At 73.1% G+C, this 20,521-nt stretch carries 17 protein-coding genes; 14 read left to right on the forward strand and 3 right to left on the reverse strand.

Going from position 1 to position 20,521, the window contains the following annotated elements:
• The first annotated feature begins 7 nt into the window (after nucleotides 1-7).
• The 6 genes from B100_RS0124560 to B100_RS0124585 all read left to right on the forward strand — a co-directional run bounded on the left by B100_RS0124560 (nucleotide 8) and on the right by B100_RS0124585 (nucleotide 8,438).
• Nucleotides 8-2,077, forward strand: a complete 2,070-nt coding sequence (locus B100_RS0124560; protein WP_051490052.1) for a DUF4139 domain-containing protein — start codon at nucleotides 8-10, stop codon at nucleotides 2,075-2,077.
• Between the two features lie 5 nt (nucleotides 2,078-2,082).
• Complete coding sequence (locus B100_RS0124565; RefSeq protein ID WP_024887065.1) at nucleotides 2,083-3,651, forward strand: mucoidy inhibitor MuiA family protein; 1,569 nt, start codon at nucleotides 2,083-2,085, stop codon at nucleotides 3,649-3,651.
• Between the two features lie 19 nt (nucleotides 3,652-3,670).
• Entirely contained in the window at nucleotides 3,671-4,342 is a 672-nt protein-coding gene (locus tag B100_RS0124570; RefSeq protein ID WP_024887066.1) for an MATE family efflux transporter, read from the forward strand.
• Nucleotides 4,343-4,558: 216 nt separating this feature from the next.
• The gene (locus B100_RS0124575) at nucleotides 4,559-5,473 is read left to right on the forward strand and encodes an AurF N-oxygenase family protein (protein WP_024887067.1); all 915 of its coding nucleotides are present in this window, start codon (nucleotides 4,559-4,561) and stop codon (nucleotides 5,471-5,473) included.
• 46 nt (nucleotides 5,474-5,519) lie between these two features.
• Nucleotides 5,520-7,049, forward strand: coding sequence for an FAD-dependent oxidoreductase (locus tag B100_RS0124580; protein WP_024887068.1), 1,530 nt, complete (start codon nucleotides 5,520-5,522; stop codon nucleotides 7,047-7,049).
• 300 nt (nucleotides 7,050-7,349) lie between these two features.
• Nucleotides 7,350-8,438 carry a DUF475 domain-containing protein gene (locus B100_RS0124585; protein ID WP_024887069.1) on the forward strand — a complete coding sequence of 363 codons (1,089 nt, stop codon included), beginning with the start codon at nucleotides 7,350-7,352 and terminating at the stop codon, nucleotides 8,436-8,438.
• Between the two features lie 45 nt (nucleotides 8,439-8,483).
• Here the strand turns inward: B100_RS0124585 and B100_RS0124590 are convergent, their stop codons facing one another.
• Nucleotides 8,484-9,413, reverse strand: coding sequence for a 2-dehydropantoate 2-reductase (locus tag B100_RS0124590; protein WP_024887070.1), 930 nt, complete (start codon nucleotides 9,411-9,413; stop codon nucleotides 8,484-8,486).
• Between the two features lie 47 nt (nucleotides 9,414-9,460).
• Here B100_RS0124590 and B100_RS0124595 point away from each other — a divergent pair, with 47 nt between their 5' ends.
• Both B100_RS0124595 and abc-f read left to right on the forward strand, forming a co-directional pair.
• Nucleotides 9,461-10,078 (forward strand): CGNR zinc finger domain-containing protein, encoded by a 618-nt coding sequence (locus tag B100_RS0124595; RefSeq protein WP_024887071.1) that lies wholly within the window; start codon nucleotides 9,461-9,463, stop codon nucleotides 10,076-10,078.
• 121 nt (nucleotides 10,079-10,199) lie between these two features.
• Nucleotides 10,200-11,846: a ribosomal protection-like ABC-F family protein gene (abc-f, locus tag B100_RS0124600; RefSeq protein ID WP_024887072.1), complete on the forward strand. Its 1,647-nt coding sequence runs from the start codon at nucleotides 10,200-10,202 to the stop codon at nucleotides 11,844-11,846.
• A 9-nt stretch (nucleotides 11,847-11,855) separates the two neighbouring features.
• Here the strand turns inward: abc-f and B100_RS37715 are convergent, their stop codons facing one another.
• Complete coding sequence (locus tag B100_RS37715; RefSeq protein WP_486585698.1) at nucleotides 11,856-12,359, reverse strand: ribosomal maturation YjgA family protein; 504 nt, start codon at nucleotides 12,357-12,359, stop codon at nucleotides 11,856-11,858.
• 172 nt (nucleotides 12,360-12,531) lie between these two features.
• Here B100_RS37715 and B100_RS0124610 point away from each other — a divergent pair, with 172 nt between their 5' ends.
• The 4 genes from B100_RS0124610 (at nucleotide 12,532) to B100_RS0124625 (ending at nucleotide 14,949) form a co-directional block, all read left to right on the forward strand.
• On the forward strand, nucleotides 12,532-12,948 hold the full coding sequence (locus B100_RS0124610; protein WP_037723403.1) for a DoxX family protein: 417 nt from the start codon (nucleotides 12,532-12,534) through the stop codon (nucleotides 12,946-12,948).
• A gap of 155 nt (nucleotides 12,949-13,103) precedes the next feature.
• The gene (locus tag B100_RS0124615) at nucleotides 13,104-13,406 is read left to right on the forward strand and encodes a metalloregulator ArsR/SmtB family transcription factor (RefSeq protein WP_024887075.1); all 303 of its coding nucleotides are present in this window, start codon (nucleotides 13,104-13,106) and stop codon (nucleotides 13,404-13,406) included.
• Nucleotides 13,403-13,795: a VOC family protein gene (locus tag B100_RS0124620; RefSeq protein WP_024887076.1), complete on the forward strand. Its 393-nt coding sequence runs from the start codon at nucleotides 13,403-13,405 to the stop codon at nucleotides 13,793-13,795. Before B100_RS0124615 ends, B100_RS0124620 begins: the two co-directional genes overlap by 4 nt.
• Before the next feature lie 149 nt (nucleotides 13,796-13,944).
• Nucleotides 13,945-14,949 carry a TIGR01777 family oxidoreductase gene (locus tag B100_RS0124625; protein WP_024887077.1) on the forward strand — a complete coding sequence of 335 codons (1,005 nt, stop codon included), beginning with the start codon at nucleotides 13,945-13,947 and terminating at the stop codon, nucleotides 14,947-14,949.
• Nucleotides 14,950-15,051: 102 nt separating this feature from the next.
• Here the strand turns inward: B100_RS0124625 and B100_RS0124630 are convergent, their stop codons facing one another.
• Nucleotides 15,052-17,469, reverse strand: a complete 2,418-nt coding sequence (locus B100_RS0124630) for an RICIN domain-containing protein (RefSeq protein ID WP_024887078.1) — start codon at nucleotides 17,467-17,469, stop codon at nucleotides 15,052-15,054.
• 279 nt (nucleotides 17,470-17,748) lie between these two features.
• Here B100_RS0124630 and B100_RS0124635 point away from each other — a divergent pair, with 279 nt between their 5' ends.
• Together B100_RS0124635 and B100_RS0124640 are read left to right on the forward strand one after the other, a co-directional pair.
• Nucleotides 17,749-18,771 (forward strand): LacI family DNA-binding transcriptional regulator, encoded by a 1,023-nt coding sequence (locus B100_RS0124635; protein ID WP_024887079.1) that lies wholly within the window; start codon nucleotides 17,749-17,751, stop codon nucleotides 18,769-18,771.
• A gap of 566 nt (nucleotides 18,772-19,337) precedes the next feature.
• The gene (locus B100_RS0124640) at nucleotides 19,338-20,477 is read left to right on the forward strand and encodes a glycoside hydrolase family 12 protein (RefSeq protein WP_024887080.1); all 1,140 of its coding nucleotides are present in this window, start codon (nucleotides 19,338-19,340) and stop codon (nucleotides 20,475-20,477) included.
• Nucleotides 20,478-20,521 lie beyond the last annotated feature (44 nt).

Genomic DNA, 20,521 nt, shown 5'->3' on the forward strand with positions numbered 1-20,521 from the left:
GGAAGACATGACGGCTGGCACGGCACCGACATGGGCGTCGGCACTGGAATCTGTGGTGGTCTACGCGCAGGGCGCGCTCTGCCGCCGCGTCGCCCGTGGCACCGTCCCGGCGGACGGCCGGGTCCGGGTGACGGGACTGCCGCGCTCGCTGGACCCCCACTCGGTGCGCGCCCGCGTCCTCTCCGCGCCGGGCGTCCGGGTCACCGAGGCGCGGGCGGAGGCCGAGGCGGAGGTCGTCGACGCGGACGCGGTCGACGAGGCCCGGCGTGAGGTCGACCGGCTGGTGGACGCGTACAAGGCCGTGGAGGCCCGTCGTGACCGGCAGTTGAAGCGGATCGAGGAGGTCGCCGGCCTGCGCCCGGTCCCGCCCGGCCGCAAGCGGGACGATCCGCACCGCCGCACCCCGGTGGACGCCTGGCTGGAGCTGGCCGACTTCGTCGACGAGCGCCTGACCGGTCTGCACGCGACGCTTCGCGAGCTGGAGGAGGAACTGCGGCGCGCCGGCCACGAGGTCGACGTCGCCCACGACCGGCTGGACCGGGCCGGCACCGACGCCCCGCGGTCAGGGGTCGCCTCCTCGTACCGCGCCGTACTGACGCTGGCCGGCGCCGGCGAGGAGCAGGGCGAGTCCGAGGTGGAGGTGGAGATCGAGTACGGCGTTCCCGGCGCCGTGTGGGTGCCGACGTACCGTCTGGCCCACCGTCAGGGCGAGGACGGCGGGCGGCTGGTGCTGCGCGCCTCGGTCGCCCAGCGCAGCGGCGAGGACTGGACCGGCGTGCGCGTCGCCTTCGCCACGGCCGACCTGCGCCGCCGTACCGACCTGCCCCGGCTGCGGTCGGTCCGCATCGGACGCAGCCAGCCCGCCCCCGCGCCGTCCGGCTGGCGTGAACCACCGGCGGGGCTCACCGACTTGTTCTCCGGGTACGACACGGCGGGTCCCGGACCGCGGACCGAACTCCCGACGGGCGCCATGGCGGTGGGTGCCGCGTACGACGCGCCTTCCCCGCCTCCCCCGCCGCCTCCGGCGCCCTCCGCGCTGCCCGCCCCCGGCGCCGCGTACGGCGCCGCTCCCCTGGGCTTCGCCGATTACGCCCAGTCCGCCGCCCCGAACCGGCCGCGTGGGCGGGCGCGTCCCGGCGCGGGGCCCTCCGCCGCCCGCGCGGCAGCGGCGCCCAAGGCGCCCGCACCGCCGGCCGCCGGTGCGGCCCCGGCCGCTCCCCCGCCCCCGCCCGTACCGGGCCCGCCCCAGCCGGACGACGCCGAACTCGACTACACGGCTCTCGTGTTGAGCGGTCCGGACGAACCGGTGGACCGCCGGGGCCGGCTCTTCCCCGGCCCGGGCTTCGACCCGGTGACCGCCGAGTACCGCCGCCGCGCCGAGAAGCCGGCCGCGCTGCCGCTGCCCGGCCACGCCGTCCGGCCCCGCGAGTCCGCGGGTTCGTTCGACCACCGCTACGACGCGGCGGCCCCCGCAGACATCCCCTCGGACGGCACCTGGCACACCGTCACCGTCGGCGAGATCCCGGTCGGCCTGCACACCGAGTACGTGTGTGTGCCGGCGGTGGAGCAGACCGTGTACGCGACGCTGGTGCTGTCCAACGCGACGGACCAGGCGCTGCTGGCCGGCCCGGTCGAGGTGAGCGTCGACGGGGAGTACCAGCTGACCGCCGCGCTGCCGACCCTCGCTCCGGGCGGTCTGCGCCGGCTGGGGCTGGGGCCGGCCGAGGCCATCGGCGTCACCCGCCGGACGCATCTCACCGAGTCGACCGCGGGCCTGCGCAACAACGTCACCGTGCTGGACCACCGCGTCCACGTGGAGCTGGCCAACCGGCTCCCGGTGCCCGTCCGCGTGGAGGTGCGCGAGCGCGTGCCGGTCACCTCGGAGGCGGACGTACGGATCGAGGAACGGGCCGACTGGACGGTGCCCGAGGACACCGCCGGCCCGGAACGGCACGCCCCGGGCACCCGGATCTGGCGGGTCGACCTGCCGCCCGGCGGTACGGCCGTCCTCGACGGCGGCCATGAGATCAGGATCCCGGCCGGCAAGGCCCTGACCGGCGGCAACCGCAGGAGCTGACACAGATGTCCACGTCATCGGAGCCGCTCGCCCCCATCCCCCTTCCCGTCACCGCCGTCACCTGCACGGAGGACCGTGCGCACGTGGAGCGCACGGCGACGCTCGAACTGCGCGCCGGTACACAGCGGTTGCGGCTCGGACCCGTCAGCGCCCTGGCCGTCGACCGGACCTCGCACGCGGAGCTGACGGCCGACTTCCCGGTGACGGTCCTCGACACGCGGATCGTGCGCGCGTGGACGCCGCGCGGTCCGGGGCCCGCCGACGGCGACTCCCCGCTGCGCCGGCGTGCCGCCGCCCTGAAGGAGGAGCGGCTGAAGCTGGAGCAGCGGCGCGACCGGCTGCGGGCGCGCGGGGACGCGCTCGGCCGGCTCGCCGCGGATCTGCTGCGGGAGATCGGTGAGGGCGCGGGCTTCGGCGAGACCGAACGCGACCGCTGGTCACGGGAACTGGACCGGGTCGACCAGGAACGGGAGACGCGGGCCGAGGAACTGCGCGAGGCGGAGGCGCGGCTGACGGCCGTGTCCGGCGAGATGGCAGAGGCGGAGCAGGCGCTCGCCCTGGCCGAGACGGAGCCCGCCGAGCTGGTCGGCCATGTCGAGCTGACCGTCGAGTCGTCCGCCGCGGGCCGGGCCGGACTGCGGTTGAGTCATCTCACGCCGTGCGCACTGTGGCGGCCCGCGTACCGGGCCGTGCTCGACGGGGACGACCTCACCCTGGCCACGGAGGCGATCGTCTGGCAGCGCACGGGCGAGGACTGGTCCGGCGTACGGCTGACCCTGTCCACGGCCCGCTCCTCCGCGGCCACGGAACCGCCACGCCTCGGTGAGGACCGGCTGACCCTGCAGGACCGCACCGCCGAGGAGCGCCGCACGGTCCGGGTGGACCTGCGGGAGGAGGAGGTCGCGGAGCTCGGGCCGGTCCCCGTGCGGGGGCTGCCAGGCGTGGACGACGGCGGGGAGGTACGCGTCCTGCACGCGCCCGCCCCGGTCTCGGTGCCCGCCGACGGCCGCGCGCACCGCGTGCCGGTGTCTTCCTTCACCACCACCGCGCGCAGTGAGTACGCCTGCGCGCCGGAGCTGTCCCCGCTGGTCACCCAGGTGGTGCGGTGCGACAACCGGTCCGGGCACGCGCTGCTGGCCGGCCCGGTGGACCTGATCCGGGGCAGCGGCTTCGTGGGGCGCGGCACGCTGGACTTCACCGCCCCCGGGGCGCCCGTGGAGCTGGCCTTCGGCAGCCGCGACGACCACCGTGTCGTACGGGAGACGGAGGAGACCCGCGACACCACGGGCCTCACCCAGCGCACCGTGCTCACCCGGACCGTCCGTCTGCACCTGTCCCGCTTCTCCGCCCCGGACGAACGGGACGACAGGGTGGTCGCCGTCCGGGAACGGATCCCGGTGTCGGAGGTCTCGGCGGTCGAGGTGCGGCTGCGCGAGGACGCCTGCTCCCCCGTGCCGGCCGCGGTGGACCCGGACGGCATCGCCCGCTGGGACGTCCCGCTCCCACCGGGCGGCCGACGTACGGTCACCCTGGTCTACGAGATCTCGGCGAGCAGCAAGGTCGCCGGGCTGTGACGGGCGTGGCCTGCGACCGGTGAGCAAGGAAGGAAGCGGCCCGGCCGTCCGCGGGACGTGGGCGGGGGTGGCGGCGACGGCGCTCCCTGTGATCAGCGCCTGCGCCAGCCAGTTGGCCGTCCGCCGCTGCCCGGAGCTCGAAGGGCTCGCGTCGCGTCCGGGCCGGCCCGACGTGCGGCAGATCCGGGCCTTGTGCGCCGTCGGCATTCCGCCGGCCGGCACGGTGCTCGTCAAGTCCGCCGTCATGGGTGTCCTGACCTTCGCGGCGGCCAGGGTCGGGACGGACAGCGCCGCGGTGCACAGCGTCGGGATCTCCCTGGTCAACCTGATCTTCACGGCCGCCGTCGCGGTGGGCCAGGCCACCGTCCCCCTGGTCTCGGGGTACGCGACGGAGCACGACCGCAGGAGTGTCCGGCGCAGTGTCCGGGCGGGGACGGGGATCGCCCTGTCCGTGGTGGGGTTCCTCGCCGTGGCGGTCGTCGTCCTCGGCTCACAGGTCGTCCCTCTGTTCACCCAGGACGTGGGTCTGCGGCCGCAGATCTCGCGGCTCCTGCCGCTGGTGGTGGCCCTTTCGGCGCTGTGGACGGCTCTCGCCCTGGCCAATCTCCTCCAGGCGGTCAGCAAGGCCCGCCCCTTCCGCCGGCACAGCGCCTTCACCGGGCCGCGCGAGCCCGCCCAGGTCGCCCCGTAGGCAGCCCTGGCCGAGCGACATGTCCTAATGAATCCGTGCGCACCGCACGCGCGCTCCCCGCCCATACCGACGGGAGCCCGTGCCGGTGCCGTGTGCCGTGTCTCGCGGGCGCCCCCGAGGGCTGGGAACCCGGGGCGTGTTGCTATACAGTTCGTCAGCAAGCGGGCGGGTTACCCGTGGTAATGGCGTACGGACTCGACTCGAGGAGGCCCCGGCATGGCTCTCACCACCTCCCGGGCACAGCACCCGGATCAGCCCGCGGACGACGACGTGGCCCGTCGGCTGCTCGACTCGTCCGCGCAGCTCTCCTACGACCCGCTCACCGAGGTCGACTGGGACACCCCGCTGGACAAGGACTTCCACGGGGCCAGCCCGGAGTGGAGCACGCTCTACGGCACCGCGTACTGGGACGAGATGTCCGACGCGCAGCGCAAGGAGCTGACCCGGCAGGAGGCGGCGTCCGTCGCCTGCACCGGCATATGGTTCGAGATGATCCTGCAGCAGATGATCCTGCGGGACATCTACTCCAAGGACCCCACGGACGACACCTTCCAGTGGGCGCTCACCGAGATAGCCGACGAGTGCCGGCACTCGATCATGTTCGCCCGCGGCGCCAAGAAGCTCGGCGCGCCGGCCTACCGCCCGCGCAGGATCGCCGTGGAGCTCGGGCGGCTCTTCAAGACCACCGCCTTCGGCGAGGCCGCCTACGCGGCCATCCTGGTCGCCGAGGAGGTCCTCGACGTCATGCAGCGCGACTGGATGCGCGACGAGCGGGTCGTGCCGTTCGTGCGCACCATCAACAACATCCATGTCGTCGAGGAATCGCGGCACATGATGTTCGCCCGCGAGGAGACCCGCAAGCACCTCGCCCGGGCCGGGCGCGTGCGGCGCCGGATCCACGCGGTGATGATCGCGATCTCCGCGTACGTCATCGTCACCAGCATGGTGAACCGCGAGGTGTACGCGAACGCCGGCCTGGACGAGAAGCGCGCGCTGCGCGAGGCCCAGGCCAACGAACACCACAAGTCCATGGTCCGGGCGAGCTGTTCGGGCCTGATGGAGTTCCTCTCCTCCGTCGGACTGCTCACCCGGCCCGCGCTGTTCTTCTACCGGCGCGCCCACCTCATCTGACCACGTACAGCCTGCCCCCACCGGGCCCTCAGCGGAGCGGACGACCATGGCCTTCGCGATCACCCAGACCTGCTGCAACGACGCCACCTGTGTGTCGGTCTGCCCGGTCAACTGCATCCGTCCCACGCCGGAGGAACGCGCCTTCGGCAGCACGGAGATGCTGCACATCGACCCCAGGACCTGCATCGACTGCGGTGCCTGTGCGGACGCCTGCCCGGTGGACGCCATCCACCCCGTCGAGCGGCTGACCGGCGGGCAGCGGGAGTACGCGCGGATCAACGCGGCGTACTTCGAGGGCGAGGACGCCCGCCCCGTCCCCGAGGAGGAGGGGACCGGCCGGGGTCCGGTCTTCCACGACTGGGGGGCGCCGTCGTTCGACCGGGTGCTGCCGCCGGACTTCGGGCCGCTGCGGGTCGCGGTCGTCGGCACCGGCCCGGCCGGGATGTACGCGGCGAGGGACCTGCTGCTGCACACGCGCGCCGAGGTCACGCTGGTCGACCGGCTGCCGGTGGCGGGCGGACTGGTGCGGTACGGGGTGGCGCCGGACCACCCGGCCACCAAGAAGGTCGGCGAGAGCTTCGCCCGCTTCCACACGCATCCCCGGGTCCGCCTGTGCCTGGGTCTGGAGGTGGGCACCGACGTCTCGGCGGACGAACTCGCCGCCCACCACGACGCGGTGATCTACGCCGTCGGCGCGACGGAGGCCCGGCGGCTCGGAGTTCCTGGTGAGGACCTGCCGGGCAGTGTGTCCGCGACCGAGTTCGTCGCCTGGTGCAACGGGCACCCCGACCTTGCCCCGGACGCGTTCACGCTGTCGGCGGCACGGGTCGTCGTGGTCGGCAACGGCAACGTGGCACTCGACGCCGCACGGCTGCTGGTGTCCGACCCGCGGTCCCTCGCCGGGACCGCGATCGCTCCCCACGCACTGGCCGAGCTGCGCCGCAGCAAGGTGCGCGAGGTGGTGGTGCTCGGGCGGCGCGGTCCGGAGCACGCGGCGTACACCCGCAGCGAGTTGCGTGCCCTGAAGCACCTGCCCGGCGTGGAGCTGCTGGTCGACGACCACGATCCGCGTGTCGACGCGGCGATCGACGCGGCGGCACCGCACGACAAGGCCGCGGTGCTGGAGGGCATGCCGCGGGAGGCCGTCGACTGGTCCCTGTCCCCGAACCCGGACGGCCGGCGGCGCATCGTCTTCCGTTTCCTCTCCGCGCCCGCGGAGGTGTGCGGGGACGAGGCGGTCCGCGCCGTGCGTGTCTCCGGCGACAGCGGTGAGGCGGAGATACCGGCCGGCCTGGCCCTGCGGGCGGTCGGTCACCGCGGGGTGCCCCTCGCGGGGCTGCCGTTCGACGAGGCCTCCGGGACCGTGCCGAACGAGCGGGGCAGGGTGACCGGCAGACCGGGCACGTACGTCGTCGGCTGGGTCAAGCGGGGCGCCTCGGGCGGGATCGGCGCCAACCGGGTGTGTGCCACCGAGACGGTCGGTTCCCTGCTGGACGACGCGGTGGCGGGCCGTCTGCCCACGCCCACGGGCAGCGCCCGCGCGTTCCGCCGACTGGCGCGCCGCAGGGGGCGCTGACCCGCACGGCGTCTTTCGAGGGAGGCCCGGGGTGTACTCCCCTGGCCTCCCTGATGTGTCCCCGGGCGGATCTTGGCGTGCGCCGGATCCCCCGCCCGGCCGCGGCGGACCCTGCGTGCCGTCCGGACGTCGTACGCCGGGTCCGCCGACGCCGGCTGAACGTGCGGGGCCCTGGTGGGGGTGACGATGTGCCGGTGATCGGCGGAAGTCCGGGGTGTCCGCGTTACGGACGTCCGCGAAGGGGGCACTGGAGCCGAATCCGTCGTCCGTGGTGTGGCGGGGGAGAAGGGAGCGTGCCGCGTGCTGCTGAGGACATTCCGCTGGGCCTTCGCCGTGACGGCTGTCGGCCTGGCGGGCGGGGTGCTGTACGACGGCTGGGCGGCGCTCGGGATCGTCGCCATCCTCGCCGTGCTGGAGATCTCGTTGTCCTTCGACAACGCGGTGATCAACGCGGGCATCCTCCGCAAGCTCAACGCCTTCTGGCAGCGGATCTTCCTCACGATCGGCATCCTGATCGCCGTCTTCGGCATGCGGCTGCTGTTCCCCGTGCTCATCGTGTCGGTGAGCGCGCGGCTGGCGCCGCACCGGGCGGTCCATCTGGCGCTCACCGACAAGGACCGCTATCAGGAACTGGTCACCGACGCGCACCCGTCGATCGCGGCGTTCGGCGGCGTGTTCCTGCTCATGATCTTCCTCGACTTCATCCTGGAGGACCGGGAGATCAAGTGGCTCGGCCCGGTGGAGAGGCCCCTGGCGAAGCTCAGCAGGGTCGACCTGCTGTCGGTCTGCGTGGCCCTGGTCGTGCTGCTGGTGACGTCCATGACCTTCGCGACCCATGCCCATCAGCACGGCGGCAGCCACGCCGACAAGGCGCAGACGGTGCTGATCTCAGGTGTCGCGGGACTGATCACCTATCTGGTCGTGCACGGGCTGTCGGGCTTCTTCGAGGGCCGGCTGGCCAAGGAGGAGGGTGACGAGGACGCGGCTCAGGCGGGCGACGGAGGCGGGGGCCGTCCGGTGGTCGCCCTGGCGGGCCGGGCGGCCTTCTTCACGTTCCTCTACCTCGAAGTGCTGGACGCGTCCTTCTCCTTCGACGGCGTCATCGGCGCCTTCGCCGTCACCAACGACATCGTGCTGATGGCGCTCGGCCTGGGCATCGGCGCCATGTACGTCCGGTCGCTCACCGTATATCTGGTGCGGCAGGGCACGCTGGACGACTACGTGTACCTGGAGCACGGCGCGCACTACGCGATCGGCGCGCTGGCCCTGGTCCTGCTGGTCAGCATCCGGTACGAGATCAACGACATCGTGACCGGGCTGATCGGTGTCACCCTCATCGGCGCGGCCTTCTGGTCGTCCGTCCGCCGCAACCGCGCGGCGGCCGGATGAGCGGCGGACGGCCTGCCTGCGATCCCACCACGGACCGACGGGCGGTCACGCGTCGGACGGCTTGCCGAGGACGTACGGGGACAGCACGTCGGTGACCGTGCGGTTGCGGGGTGCCGGGACGCCGAGGTCGGCGGCGAGGTCGGCCACTCCCCCGCTGAGCCACGGCAGTTCGAGTCGGTGGCCGTGTTCGAGGTCGTTGTGCATGGAGGACGTCATGTCCGCGGGGAGGGTGTCGCAGAAGGCGAGCTGCCGCTCGACGAAGTCGTCGGCGAGCGCCACCCCCGACGCCCGTGCGACGGCCACGACCTCCTCCATGACCTCCCGCAGCAGCACGCGCGACCGCTCGTCGGAGCGGACGACACCGAGGGGCTGCCGCACGGCCGTGGTGGTGGCGGACAGGCCGACGAGGAAGACGAACTTCTCCCAGATCACACGGTCGACGTCGGCGCTGAGCTCGGCGTCGATGCCCGCGTCGACGCAGGCTTCGAGCAACTGGCGTGCGACGGAGTCCTGTCCGGGCCGGCGGGCGCCGAAGACCATGCGCTGCAGGGAGCCGTTGTGCCGGACGACCCCCGGTTCCTCGATGAAGGCGGAGATGAAGCAGGCGCCGCCGAGCAGGGACTCCGGCGGCAGGTGGCGGCCGAGGACGGCGTCCTTGTGCACGCCGTTCTGCAGCGACAGCACCGGAGTGCCGGCCAGCTTCGACGCGGCCAGCTGACGGGCGACGTCCTCGGTGTCCCAGAGCTTCACGGCGACGACGACCAGGTCCGCGGAGTCCAGCTCCGTCGCCGCCCCCACCACGGAGCCCGGCGAGGTACGGACGTCCCCCAGAGGGCTGCGGACCAGCAGCCCGGAGCCGCGCACGGCCTCCAGATGACGCCCCCTGGCCACGAAGGTCACCTCGTGTCCCGCGGCGGCCAGTCGCGCCCCGAAGTAGCCCCCGACCCCACCCGCTCCGACAACCGCGATACGCATGGCCACCCGTCTCCCTTGATAACCGTTTCAGAGGTTACTATTCCGTCATGGGAGCCGTGCCGCAAGCACCGCGTACGAGAGTCACCGCCCGGGTGCGGGAGCTCCGGTTCGACGCCGGAACGCTGTCGCTGAATCTCGTGGCGACCGTGGGACGCAGGCCCGCCGGTCCGGTGGAGCGGATGGGGGACGTCGAGCGGCTGGCCGCGTGGTGCCACGGGGTGGGACTGGCCCCGGCCCCCGGGTGTACGGGGGAAGCGCTGCTGCGTTCGCTGCACGCCCTGCGGGACGCGGCGTTCGACATCGCCTCGTCGGTGCTGGACGGGCACCGCCCCTCCCCCGCGTCGATCGCCCTGGTCAACGAGCTGGCCGCCCTCGTGCCACCGGTCGCGCGGCTGGAGTGGGGGCCGGAGGGGGTGTGTCCGGCGCCGGACAGCCTGCTGCTCACCGAGGACGCCCTGCTGTCGGTGGTCGCCCGGGACCTGATCGGGCTGGTGTCCGACGCGTCCCGCAGGAAGCGGCTGGGCATGTGCGCGTCGGAGACGTGCCGGATGCTCTACCTCGATCCGGCCGCGGGCCGGTCCCGCCAGTGGTGCTCGATGCGGCGCTGCGGCAACAACGCCAAAGCGGCGGCGCACCGTCGGCGCAGGGCCGACGGAAACAGCTAGAGACGAGACGACTCGTCTTGTTAGAGTGGGAGGCATGCGCCACTTCTTCTTTCTCTGAGTCCGGGCGCGGCCGACGCCGCCCTTCCCGCCCACCGACACGTCTCACCTCAGGGAAAGTCTCATGCGCGAACGCGCCCACACCGTCGCACCCGCCCGCGCGGCGCAGCTGTCCGCCAAGGACGTCACCAAGTCCTACGGCCCACGCACCGTCCTCGACCAGATCTCCTTCACCGTCCGCCCCGGCGAGCGGGCGGCCGTCATCGGGGAGAACGGCGCCGGGAAGTCCACCCTGCTGCGGCTCCTCGCCGGGGCCGAGGAACCGGACGACGGGGAGATCACCGTCCGCTTCCCCGGCGGCACCGGCCACCTCACCCAGACCGCCGAGCTCGACCCGGGCCGCACCGTGCGGGAAGCGGTCGACCGGGCCCTCGCCCCGTTGCGCGCCCTGGAGCTCCGTCTGCGCGCGGCGGAGGAGCGTCTCGGCGAGGCATCGGATGCCGACCTCGCCGCCTACGGCGACCTGTTGACCGCATTCGAGCAGCGCGACGGGTACCGGGCGGACTCCCGGGTGGACGCCGCGATGCACGGGCTGGGGCTGGCCGGCGTCACCCGTGACCGGCTGCTCGGCTCGCTCTCCGGCGGCGAGCAGTCCCGGCTGGCGCTCGCCTGCGTGCTGGCCGCGGATCCGGAACTGCTGCTGCTGGACGAGCCGACGAACCACCTCGACGCGACCGCGGTGCACTGGCTGGAGGAGCGTCTGCGAACACACCGCGGCACCGTCGTGGCCGTCACCCACGACCGGCCGTTCATCGAGCGGGTCGCCACGACGATCCTGGAGGTCGACCGGGACACCCGCACGGTGCGCCGGTACGGCGACGGCTGGGCCGGCTACCGGGCGGCGAAGGCGGCCGCGCGCCGCCGCGCCGGGCAGGAGCACGCGGAGTGGCGGGAAGAGGTGGCCCACGCCGAGGAGTTGCTGGAGACCGCGGGGCGTCGGCTGGCCGGCACGGGCGGGGACCCACGGCAGGGTTTCGGCAAGCACCGCCGCTCGCACGAGGCCAAGCTGGGCGGGCAGGTGCGGGCGGTGCGCGAGCGGCTGGCCCGGCTGCGGCGTACGCCGGTGCCCGCGCCGCCCGAACCGCTGCGGTTCACGGCCGCTCCGGCCACGGCGGGTGAGCGGCCTCCCTCCGACACGGTGCTCGCGGAGCTGGAAGAGGTATGCGTCGGTGAACGGCTGTGGCTGGACGGGTTGTTGTCCGTCGGGGCCGGGCAGCGGCTGCTGGTCACGGGTGAGAACGGGGCCGGGAAGTCGACGCTGCTGCGGGTCCTGGCGGGCGATCTGGAGCCGGACGCGGGAGTGGTGCGCCGCCCGGACGGCATCGGCTACCTGCCCCAGGAGCTGCCCGTCCGCTCCGGCCGGCTCCCGCTGCTCGCCGCTTTCGCCGCGCGGCGGCCAGGCGCGCCCGAGGAACACCGCGAAACGCTGCTGTCGCTGGGGCTGTTCCGCGAGGAGGACCTGTGCGTGCCGGTCGCGGCGCTGTCGGCGGGACAGCAACGGCGGCTGCAGATCGCCCGGCTGGTGACCCGGCCGGCCGACCTGCTGGTGCTCGACGAGCCGACCAACCATGTGGCGCTCGACCTCGTCGAGGACCTGGAGGCGGCGCTCGCGGCCTACCCGGGCGCGGTGGTGGCCGTGTCCCACGACCGCGGCTTCCGCACCCGCTTCCCGGGCGGACACCTCCGGCTGCGGGACGGCCGACGGGCCTGAAACACGCCGTCAGGCAACGGTGTCGCCCCGCTCACCGAGGTCGCCGGCGACATGTGACCGCGCGACCCACCTGGTTCGCCGACGGCCGGCCAGTGCGTGCGCGGCGAGCCAGCCGGCGGCCGCGCCGATCGCGTACCAGAACAGGTCCGGTGCGTTGAACGTGGAACCGAGGACCAGGCGCGCCGCGGTGCTGCGGGCGGACAGGTCCGCGGGCAGGCCGGTGAGCTGGAGCAGTTCCACCGCCCAGCTCACCGCCAGCGCGATTCCCGCGGCCCGCGCCGGGGTCGTGCGCGGGGCCAGCAGGACGACGAGGATGAGGATCAGCAGCGTGTACAGCGCGTCGCCGCCGTACTTGGCCACGTCCCCCGTCGCCACCGCCCTCAGGCCCAGCCCCGCGCCGACGGTCACCAGCGCCGCCGCGGCCGCCACGAGCCGCGTCCGCCCCGTCGTCGTGGTGACGGGTGCCGTACTCCGGCCTGCGGGCCGTTCCTGTCCGGAAGTCCTGTCGCTCATGGTGGTCGAGTCTGGCACCCGTCGCCCACGCGACTGTTGCCAACCCGTGTCCTACGTGGGCGGAAACGGCTGAACGGCGTGACCGGCGCGCACGTTGATGGAGGGCGGACGGCCTCCGGGCCGGCCCCTTCCCTTCCCTCGCGCACCGGCCACTGCAAGGAGTTTCGCCACCATGGGCATCACCGACCGGCTCGACCGCCATCAGTCCCTGGTCCTGGGTCTGTTCCGCATCGTCATCGGGCTGCTGTTCACCAGTGAGGGCGCGGCCACCCTCTTCGGCGTGCTGGACCGGAAGGCCACGCCCGCCGGCGACTGGCCGTTCTGGTACGCGGGGGTGATCGAACTGGTCTGCGGCGTCCTCGTCCTGCTCGGGATCCTCACCCGTGGTGCCGCCTTCCTCAGCTCGGGTGCCATGGCCTTCGCCTACTTCACCGAGCACCAGCCGGACGGCCTGTTCCCCCTGCAGAACGGCGGCCTGTCGCCGGCGCTGTTCTGCTGGGGTTTCCTGCTGCTGGTCTTCTTCGGGCCGGGTGCGCTGTCCCTGTCGTCACTCGTCCGCCGGGGTCCCGCGTCCTCGGGCCGGGAGTAGCCGCACGCGTCGTCGCGCGGGCCCGACACCGCCGCCGTCCGCCGCCGGGCCCAGGGCTCCGCACCACCCTCACCGTGGTGCGGGGCCCTTTCCCGTCGGCATCGGGGGTGACGTTCGCATTGATAGGCAAGTGAACACTTGCCTATAGTGGGGGTGTGGCCGACGACGACCTCTTCAAAGCCCTGGCGGACGGCACCCGCCGTACGATCCTCGACGAGCTCACGGAGAAGTCCGGGCAGACCCTGTTCGAGATCTGCGGGCGCCTGAGCATGAAGCACGGGCTCGGCATCTCACGCCAGGCCGTGTCCCAGCACCTCGCCGTCCTGGAGGCCGCCGGCCTCGTCAGGACCCGGCGCGAGGGCCGCTACAAGTTCCACGACCTCGACGTCACGCCACTGCGGCAGATCACCGAGCGCTGGCTCGGCCCCACCACCCAGGCACCGGAGGACCCCTCGTGAAGATCCACCTGACCAGCGTCTTCGTCGACGACCAGGCGAAGGCCGAGCGCTTCTACACCGACATCCTCGGCTTCGTGAAGAAGCACGACGTCCCACTGGGCGAGAAGGACCGGTGGCTCACCGTCGTCTCACCCCAGGACCCGGACGGCACCGAACTCCTCCTCGAACCTGCCGGACACCCCGCGGTCAAGCCGTACCGCGACGCCCTGGTCGAGGACGGCATCCCGCTGGCCGTGTTCGCCGTGGACGACGTGCGGGCGGAGTACGAGCGCCTGCGCGGGCTCGGGGTCCGTTTCACCCAGGAGCCGCTGAGCATGGGCCCCGTCACCACCGCCGTCTTCGACGACACCTGCGGCAACCTGATCCAGATCGCCACGCAGGCGGCCTGACCGCACAGACCTCACGCACCACCCTTCACGCACCGCCCTCACCGCGCACACCGGCCTCGAAGGCCCCTCCGAGCCACTCGGCACCCCACTGTTGAACGCGTTCAAAAAACCGGGATAGAGTGCGGGCAAGCGAGAGGCCGGAGGTTCCCATGAAGATCGTTCTGCCCGGGGGCACCGGACAGGTGGGCACGGTCCTGGACCGTGCGTTGAGCGCGGCCGGGCACGAGGTGGTCGTCCTGACCAGGCGCCCGGAGCGCCCGCGGGACGTGGGCTGGGACGGCGCGACGCTCGGCCCGTGGGCCGAGGAGATCGACGGCTCGGACGTCGTCGTCAATCTCGCGGGCCGCAGTGTGTCCTGCCGGTACACCCCGGAGAACCTGCGCGCCATGATGGACTCCCGCGTCACTTCGACGCGCGTGGTGGGCGAGGCGATCGCGGCGGCCCGCCGGCCGCCGCGGGTGTGGCTGCAGATGAGCACCGCGACCGTCTACGCACACCGCTTCGACGCGGCGAACGACGAGGCCACCGGGCTCGTCGGCGGATCGGAGAACGGCGTTCCGGACTACTGGGCGTACAGCGTCGAGATCGCCAGGAACTGGGAGCGGACGCAGGCCGAGGCGCGGACGCCCGCGACGCGGAAGGTGGCTCTGCGTGCGGCGATGGTGATGAGCCCGGACCGGGGCGGGGTGTTCGACATGTTGCTGCGGCTGGCCCGGCTGGGGCTGGGCGGTCCGGTCGCGGGCGGTGCGCAGTACGTGTCGTGGATCCACGACGAGGACTTCGTGCGGGCGGTGGAGTTCCTCGTCGCACGGGAGGACCTGGAGGGGCCGGTGAACCTCGCGGCTCCCGGCCCGCTCCCCCAGCGCGAGTTCATGCGGGTGCTGCGGGCCGCCTGGGGCGTTCCGGTGGGCCTGCCCGCCACCCGCTGGATGGCCGAGCTGGGGGCGCTCGCGCTGCGCTCGGACACCGAACTGCTGCTCAAGAGCCGCCGGGTGGTCCCCGGACGGCTGCGGGAGGCCGGCTTCGCGTTCACCCGGCCCGGGTGGGAGGAAGCGGCGGCGGACCTGGTGCTCCGGGCACGGGCGGCGCGCGGGGGCGGGCTGCGTGCGGGTGCCGGGCGGGCGCGGGGCGGCGTGGCGCCGGGCCGTTCCTGATTCCTCCCGGACACCCCGGCGCCCGGCGCCCCGGCGCTCCCGCAGAACGACCCACGCCCGCCGGTCCGGCCGCGCCGACCGCCTCGGCCGGACTTCAGCAACTCACCGGAAGCGCCACAGGTGATCGGCCGTGCCGTTGTCGGTGAACTGGACGACCTGCGCGCTGTCGGCGGTGGACATCCCGTCGACACCCAGCACCTTGCCGCTGTGCCGGTTGCGGATGCGGTACCAGCCGTCCCCGTCGTCCAGCAGCGTCCACAGGTGGTCGGCGGTCCCGTTGTCCTCGTACTGCACGACCCGCGCGCTGTCCGCGGTGGACATCCCGTCGACACCCAGCACCTTGCCGCTGTGACCGTTGCGGATCAGGTACCAGCCCTCGCCCCGGTCGATCAGCTGCCAGGCGTGGTCGCCGGTGCGGGTGTCGGCGAACTGCACCACGCGGGCGCTGTTCTCGGTCGACATGCCGTCCACGGCGAGGACCTTGCCGCTGTGCCGGTTCTCGATGCGGCGGAACGGCGGCTCGGGCGTCCAGGGCCGCCCGTCCGGGGACGCCGTGGGGAAGGCCGTGATCCGCAGCCGTGCCGCGCCCATCGGGATCAGCGTGACCCGCTCCACCGGTGCCTCGCTGCGGGCGGGGCCGTCCTGGAGGGGGGAGACGACGTGCTCGTCGTCGGCGGTCCACTCCGCGATGCGCCGTGCGTCGGCGGTGATGCGGACGGGGGTGGTGGCGTGCGTGAAGGGGTTGTCGGGGACGGTCCCGGCGGTCCGGGTCACCTCCGGCCGGGGGGTGGGAGTCAGGCCGTAGTTCCAGGATGAGGTGGCGTGCACCTCGTAGGCGGGGAAGGTGTCGTCGCCCGCGTAACGGTCGTACCGCTCACCGATCTTGAGGGAGTAGGTGAGTGGTCCGTGCTGGACGCCCACGGCGCCGTGCTGATCCGGCAGCCGGCGCACCTCGGTGCGTTGCGGCAGGCGGAGCGTGACCACGTCGCCGTCGTGCCAGGTGCGGGTCACGTGCGCCCAGCCCGGTCCGCCGGGCGCGGTCACCGGCCGTCCGGCGACCCGTAGTTCGGGCGCGGAGCACCAGCCGGGCACGCGCAGGCGGAGCGGGAAGCGGACCGGGCGCGGGGTGGACACGGTGAGCCGGACGGTGTCGGTGAAGGGGTAGCCGGTGTCCTCGGTGACGGTGACGGTGGTGCCACCCGCGACCCTCGCGCGGACCGTGCACGGCGCGTACATCGCGGCGGTCAGGCCGCCGTCGTCGCCGGTCAGCCACAGTTCCTCGGTGAAGTACGGCCAGCCCATGCCGTAGTTGTGGGGGCAGCAGCGGTACTGGTCGACACCGGCGTGGAAGGCCTGCATGGCGAAGCCGTTCTGGAACTGGCCCTGCGTCTTCGTCCTGTCGTCCAGATCCACACCGTTGGCGCTGGTGATGTAGTGGATCGCCCTGCCCTGCGGGTCGAGGGACGCGGGGAGCATGTTGAACGCCAGGTCCTCGCAGCGGTCCGCCCACACGGGGTCCCCGGTGATGCGGGTGAGCAGTTCGTGGGAGGCCATGAACTCGACGACGCCGCAGGTCTCGAAGCCCTGCCGGGGGTCAGTGAAGCCTGGCCGGTAGTTCTCGTCGCCCGCCATGCCGCCGCCCGGGAACCTCCCGTACTCCGCCATGACGGTGTCGTAGGCGCGGTAGGTGGCGCGGGTGAGTTCGGCCGAGCCCGTCACCTGGGCGTACTGGGCCGGTTCGCGGAAGCCCTGGGCGATGTTGACGTTGTGCCGTGAGGGCGTCGCGCCCGTCCAGTCCGCGCCCAGGGTGTGCATCTTCGCGGCCAGGTCCAGCAGGAAGGGCTCCCCGGTGCGGCGGTACAGCCAGACGGCGATGTCCAGTCCGTCGCCCCAGCGGTAGGAGATCCAGCTGGTGTCGAAGGCGCCAGGCCCCTGGGCGTTCATGTACCGCAGGAAGCGCAGCAGGAAGGGCAGGACGCGTTCGTCGCCCGTGAACTCCTCGTGCGTTCGCAGGGCTTGGAGCAACGGCAGGAAAGGCCAGAAGTCCGGGCCGCCGCCCAGCGAGGTGCGCAGGGCGCGCGGCCCGAAGAAGCCGTCGGGCTGCTGTGTGGCGAGGACCGCGTCGATCCACCGGCGTGCGCGGGCCAGTGCGGTCCGGTCACCGGTGGCCACGGCGAGCGGCACGTAGCCGCGCAGCCAGTAAGGGAGTTCCTCCCAGCCGGGGCGCTCGGGGTGCACCCAGCCGGTGGTGTCGAAGTCGAGGAAGTGGGAGATCTCCTCGTACCGGCCGCACAGTCCGTCGAGCTGGAGCCGCAGTTGTCCGGCCAGCCAGCCGCGTGGGGTGACACTGCCGGCGGGCAGTCTGCGGAAGGCGTCCGGGAGCGGAGCCGCGGCGGGTGGCGGGAAGGCGGACGACCGGGGGGAGGCGGCTGCGGCGGTGGGGGTGAGGGGGCCGCCGAGTGCGGCGGCGCCGAGCCCCAGGGCTCCGGCTCCTAGGAGGGTGCGTCTGGTGACGGGCATGCGTGGGCTCCTGTTCGACGTCCTGGGTCGGTGGGGGGTGGGGGTGGGAGGACGGGGCGGACGGGCGGTGGCCCGCCGTCGGTGTGCGGAGCGTGTGTATAACGTTGTAAGGCCCAGTCGGGATGACAGCACGGAGCGGGGCCGCTGTCCAGGGTCCGGTCACGTCCGCCGGGACGGCCTGTGCGGAATGCGAACAGCCGGCGCCGCATGCGGGTTGCGGGAACGGTCGATACGGGCATGACTGGGGCCGTAGGATCAGGTGATCTCGTGGGGGTGGGCATGCTCAGGCGGCGTCCGGGGACACCGACGCTCGAGGAGGTGGCCGCGCTCGCCGGTGTGGGGCGGGGCACCGTCTCCCGCGTCATCAACAACGCGGCGGGCGTGAAGGACACGACACGGCGCGCCGTGCAGCGCGCCATCGCGGAACTGGGCTACGTCCCCAACCTGGCGGCCCGTACGCTGGCCGGCCGGCGTGCCGACGCGGTCGCGCTGGTCATGACGGAGCCGGACTGGCGGCAGTTCGGTGAACCCTTCTTCTCGGAGATCGTACGGTCCGTCGGGGACGCGCTGGCCGAGACCGAGGTGCAGCTGCTGCTCACCCTGGTGCGCACGGACGCCGAGCGGCAGCGCCTCGTGGAGTACGCGCGCGGCGGCCGGGTCGACGGCGTGATGCTGATGTCCGTGCACGCCGAGGACGCGCTGCCCGACATGCTGGCCGAAGTCGGCCTGCCCACCGTCCTGCTGGGACGGCGCTCCAGCGACGAGGGCGTCACCTACGTCGACGCGGACAACGTCGGCGGGGCCCGCAGCGCCGTGACCCACCTTCTGGACACCGGCCGCCGTGCGGTCGCCACCATCACCGGGCCGTCCGACATGTACGTGGCCCAGTGCCGGCTGCGCGGGTACCGGGAGGCGCTGGAGCGGGCGGGCGTCGAGGGGAAGGCGTCCTGGACCGCCGAGGGTGACTTCACCGGGGACAGCGGGTACCGCGCGATGGCCGAACTCATCGAGCGGGCGCCGGAGATCGACGGGGTGTTCGCCGCGTCCGACACCATGGCGGCGGGCGCGCTGGGCGCGCTGCGCGCGGCGGGGCGGCGGGTGCCGGACGACGTCGCGGTGATCGGCTTCGACGACTTCCCGCTCGCGCAGCACACCGATCCGCGGCTGACGACGGTGCGCCAGCCGCTGGAGGAGATCGGGCGCACCATGGTGCGGCTGCTCCTGGAGGAGATGGAGGAACCGGCGGTGGCCTGGCGCCACGTCATCCTCCGCACGGAACTGGTACTGCGCGGCTCCGCCTGAGTGCCGGCCTCGGTCCGTGGCACTGCGGACGTCGGCATCGGCCGGCCAGCCGGGCTGGGCTGCGACTACGGCTGCGACTAGGACTGCGACTGCGACATCGGCTTCGGGGGCTGCCGGCCGGTGAAACGGCGGACCGGTGCGGGACCGTTCCGGGCGAGGCACCCGCTCATGCACGGTGCCGGTTGCCCAAGTCGCTCTCGACGCCCGGTCCGTGCCTCCCCACGCTCCGCCGGCCGCGTCCCCGGCGGACCGGGGGGCGAGCCGGGCCGGGCCGCGGTAGGCCCCGGCCGGGCAAGGTTCGGGGGAACGACGCGACCCGGGGCCGGCCGGTACGCCCTCCGTCGAATGTTTCGGGAGCGCTCCCGGTCCTCCCGAGCCCTAGTTGATCAACGCTCTGACCTGCGCTTTCGAAAGACATTCGACGGGGTGTTGCGCGCAGGGTTGTCAGGGACATGGGCGCCTTCTACAGTCCCCTCCCGGAACACCATTGGGAGCGCTCCCATCAATGGGGAGGCGGGAGCGCTCCCGCCGGTAACCCGCACACCTTTCCCGGAGAGGTCCCCCACATGCCACGGTTACGGCACCAACCCCGCACGCTGCGCGCCGTGTCGGCCGCGCTGCTCACCGCTCTCGCCGCGCTCGCGGCACTGCTGACCGCGACCGCGCCGGCCCAGGCGGACACCACGGTCTGCGAGGAGTTCGGATCGACGGTCATCCAGGGCCGCTACGTCGTACAGAACAACCGCTGGGGCACCGGCGCCACGCAGTGCGTCACCGCCACGGACAACGGCTTCCGCCTCGCCCAGGCCGACGGCTCGGTGCCGACGAACGGCGCGCCGAAGTCGTACCCGTCGGTGTTCAACGGCTGCCACTACACCAACTGTTCGCCGGGAACCGCCCTCCCCGCGCGCGTCAGCGGCATCTCCAGCGCCCCCTCCAGCATCTCGTACGGCTACGTCGACAACGCCGTGTACAACGCCTCGTACGACATCTGGCTGGACCCGACGCCCCGTACCGACGGGGTGAACCGGACCGAGATCATGATCTGGCTCAACAAGGTGGGCCCCATCCAGCCGATCGGCTCGCAGGTCGGCACGGCCACCGTGGCCGGGCGCACCTGGCAGGTCTGGTCCGGCGGCAACGGCACCAACGACGTGCTGTCGTTCGTCGCGCCGTCCGCGATCAGCAGCTGGAGCTTCGACGTGATGGACTTCGTCCGGGCGACCGTCGCCCGCGGACTGGCGGGCGACGACTGGAACCTTACGAGCATCCAGGCCGGTTTCGAGCCCTGGCAGAACGGCGCCGGCCTGGCAGTGAACTCCTTCTCCTCCAGCGTCAACACCGGCGGCTCGGGCGACCCGAACGGTCCCGGCGAGCCGGGCACCCCGGCCGCCTGCACGGTGTCGTACGCGACGAACGTCTGGCCGGGCGGGTTCACCGCGAACGTCACCGTCACCAACAACGGTTCGGCTCCCGTGGACGGCTGGCAGCTCGGCTTCACGCTGCCCTCGGGACAGAGCGTCGTGAACGCCTGGAACGCGTCCGTCTCCCCCTCCTCGGGCGCCGTCACGGCGACCGCACCGGCCGGCAACAACCGGATCGCCGCCGGCAGCAGCCAGAGCTTCGGCTTCCAGGGCAGCTACAGCGGCACCTTCGCACAGCCCGACGCGTTCCGGCTGAACGGCACCGCCTGCCGGACCGCGTGAGGCGCACGGCGGGCCGTACCCCGCCGTGACTCCTCGCGCCGGGG

The organism is Streptomyces sp. CNH189, assembly GCF_000527195.1.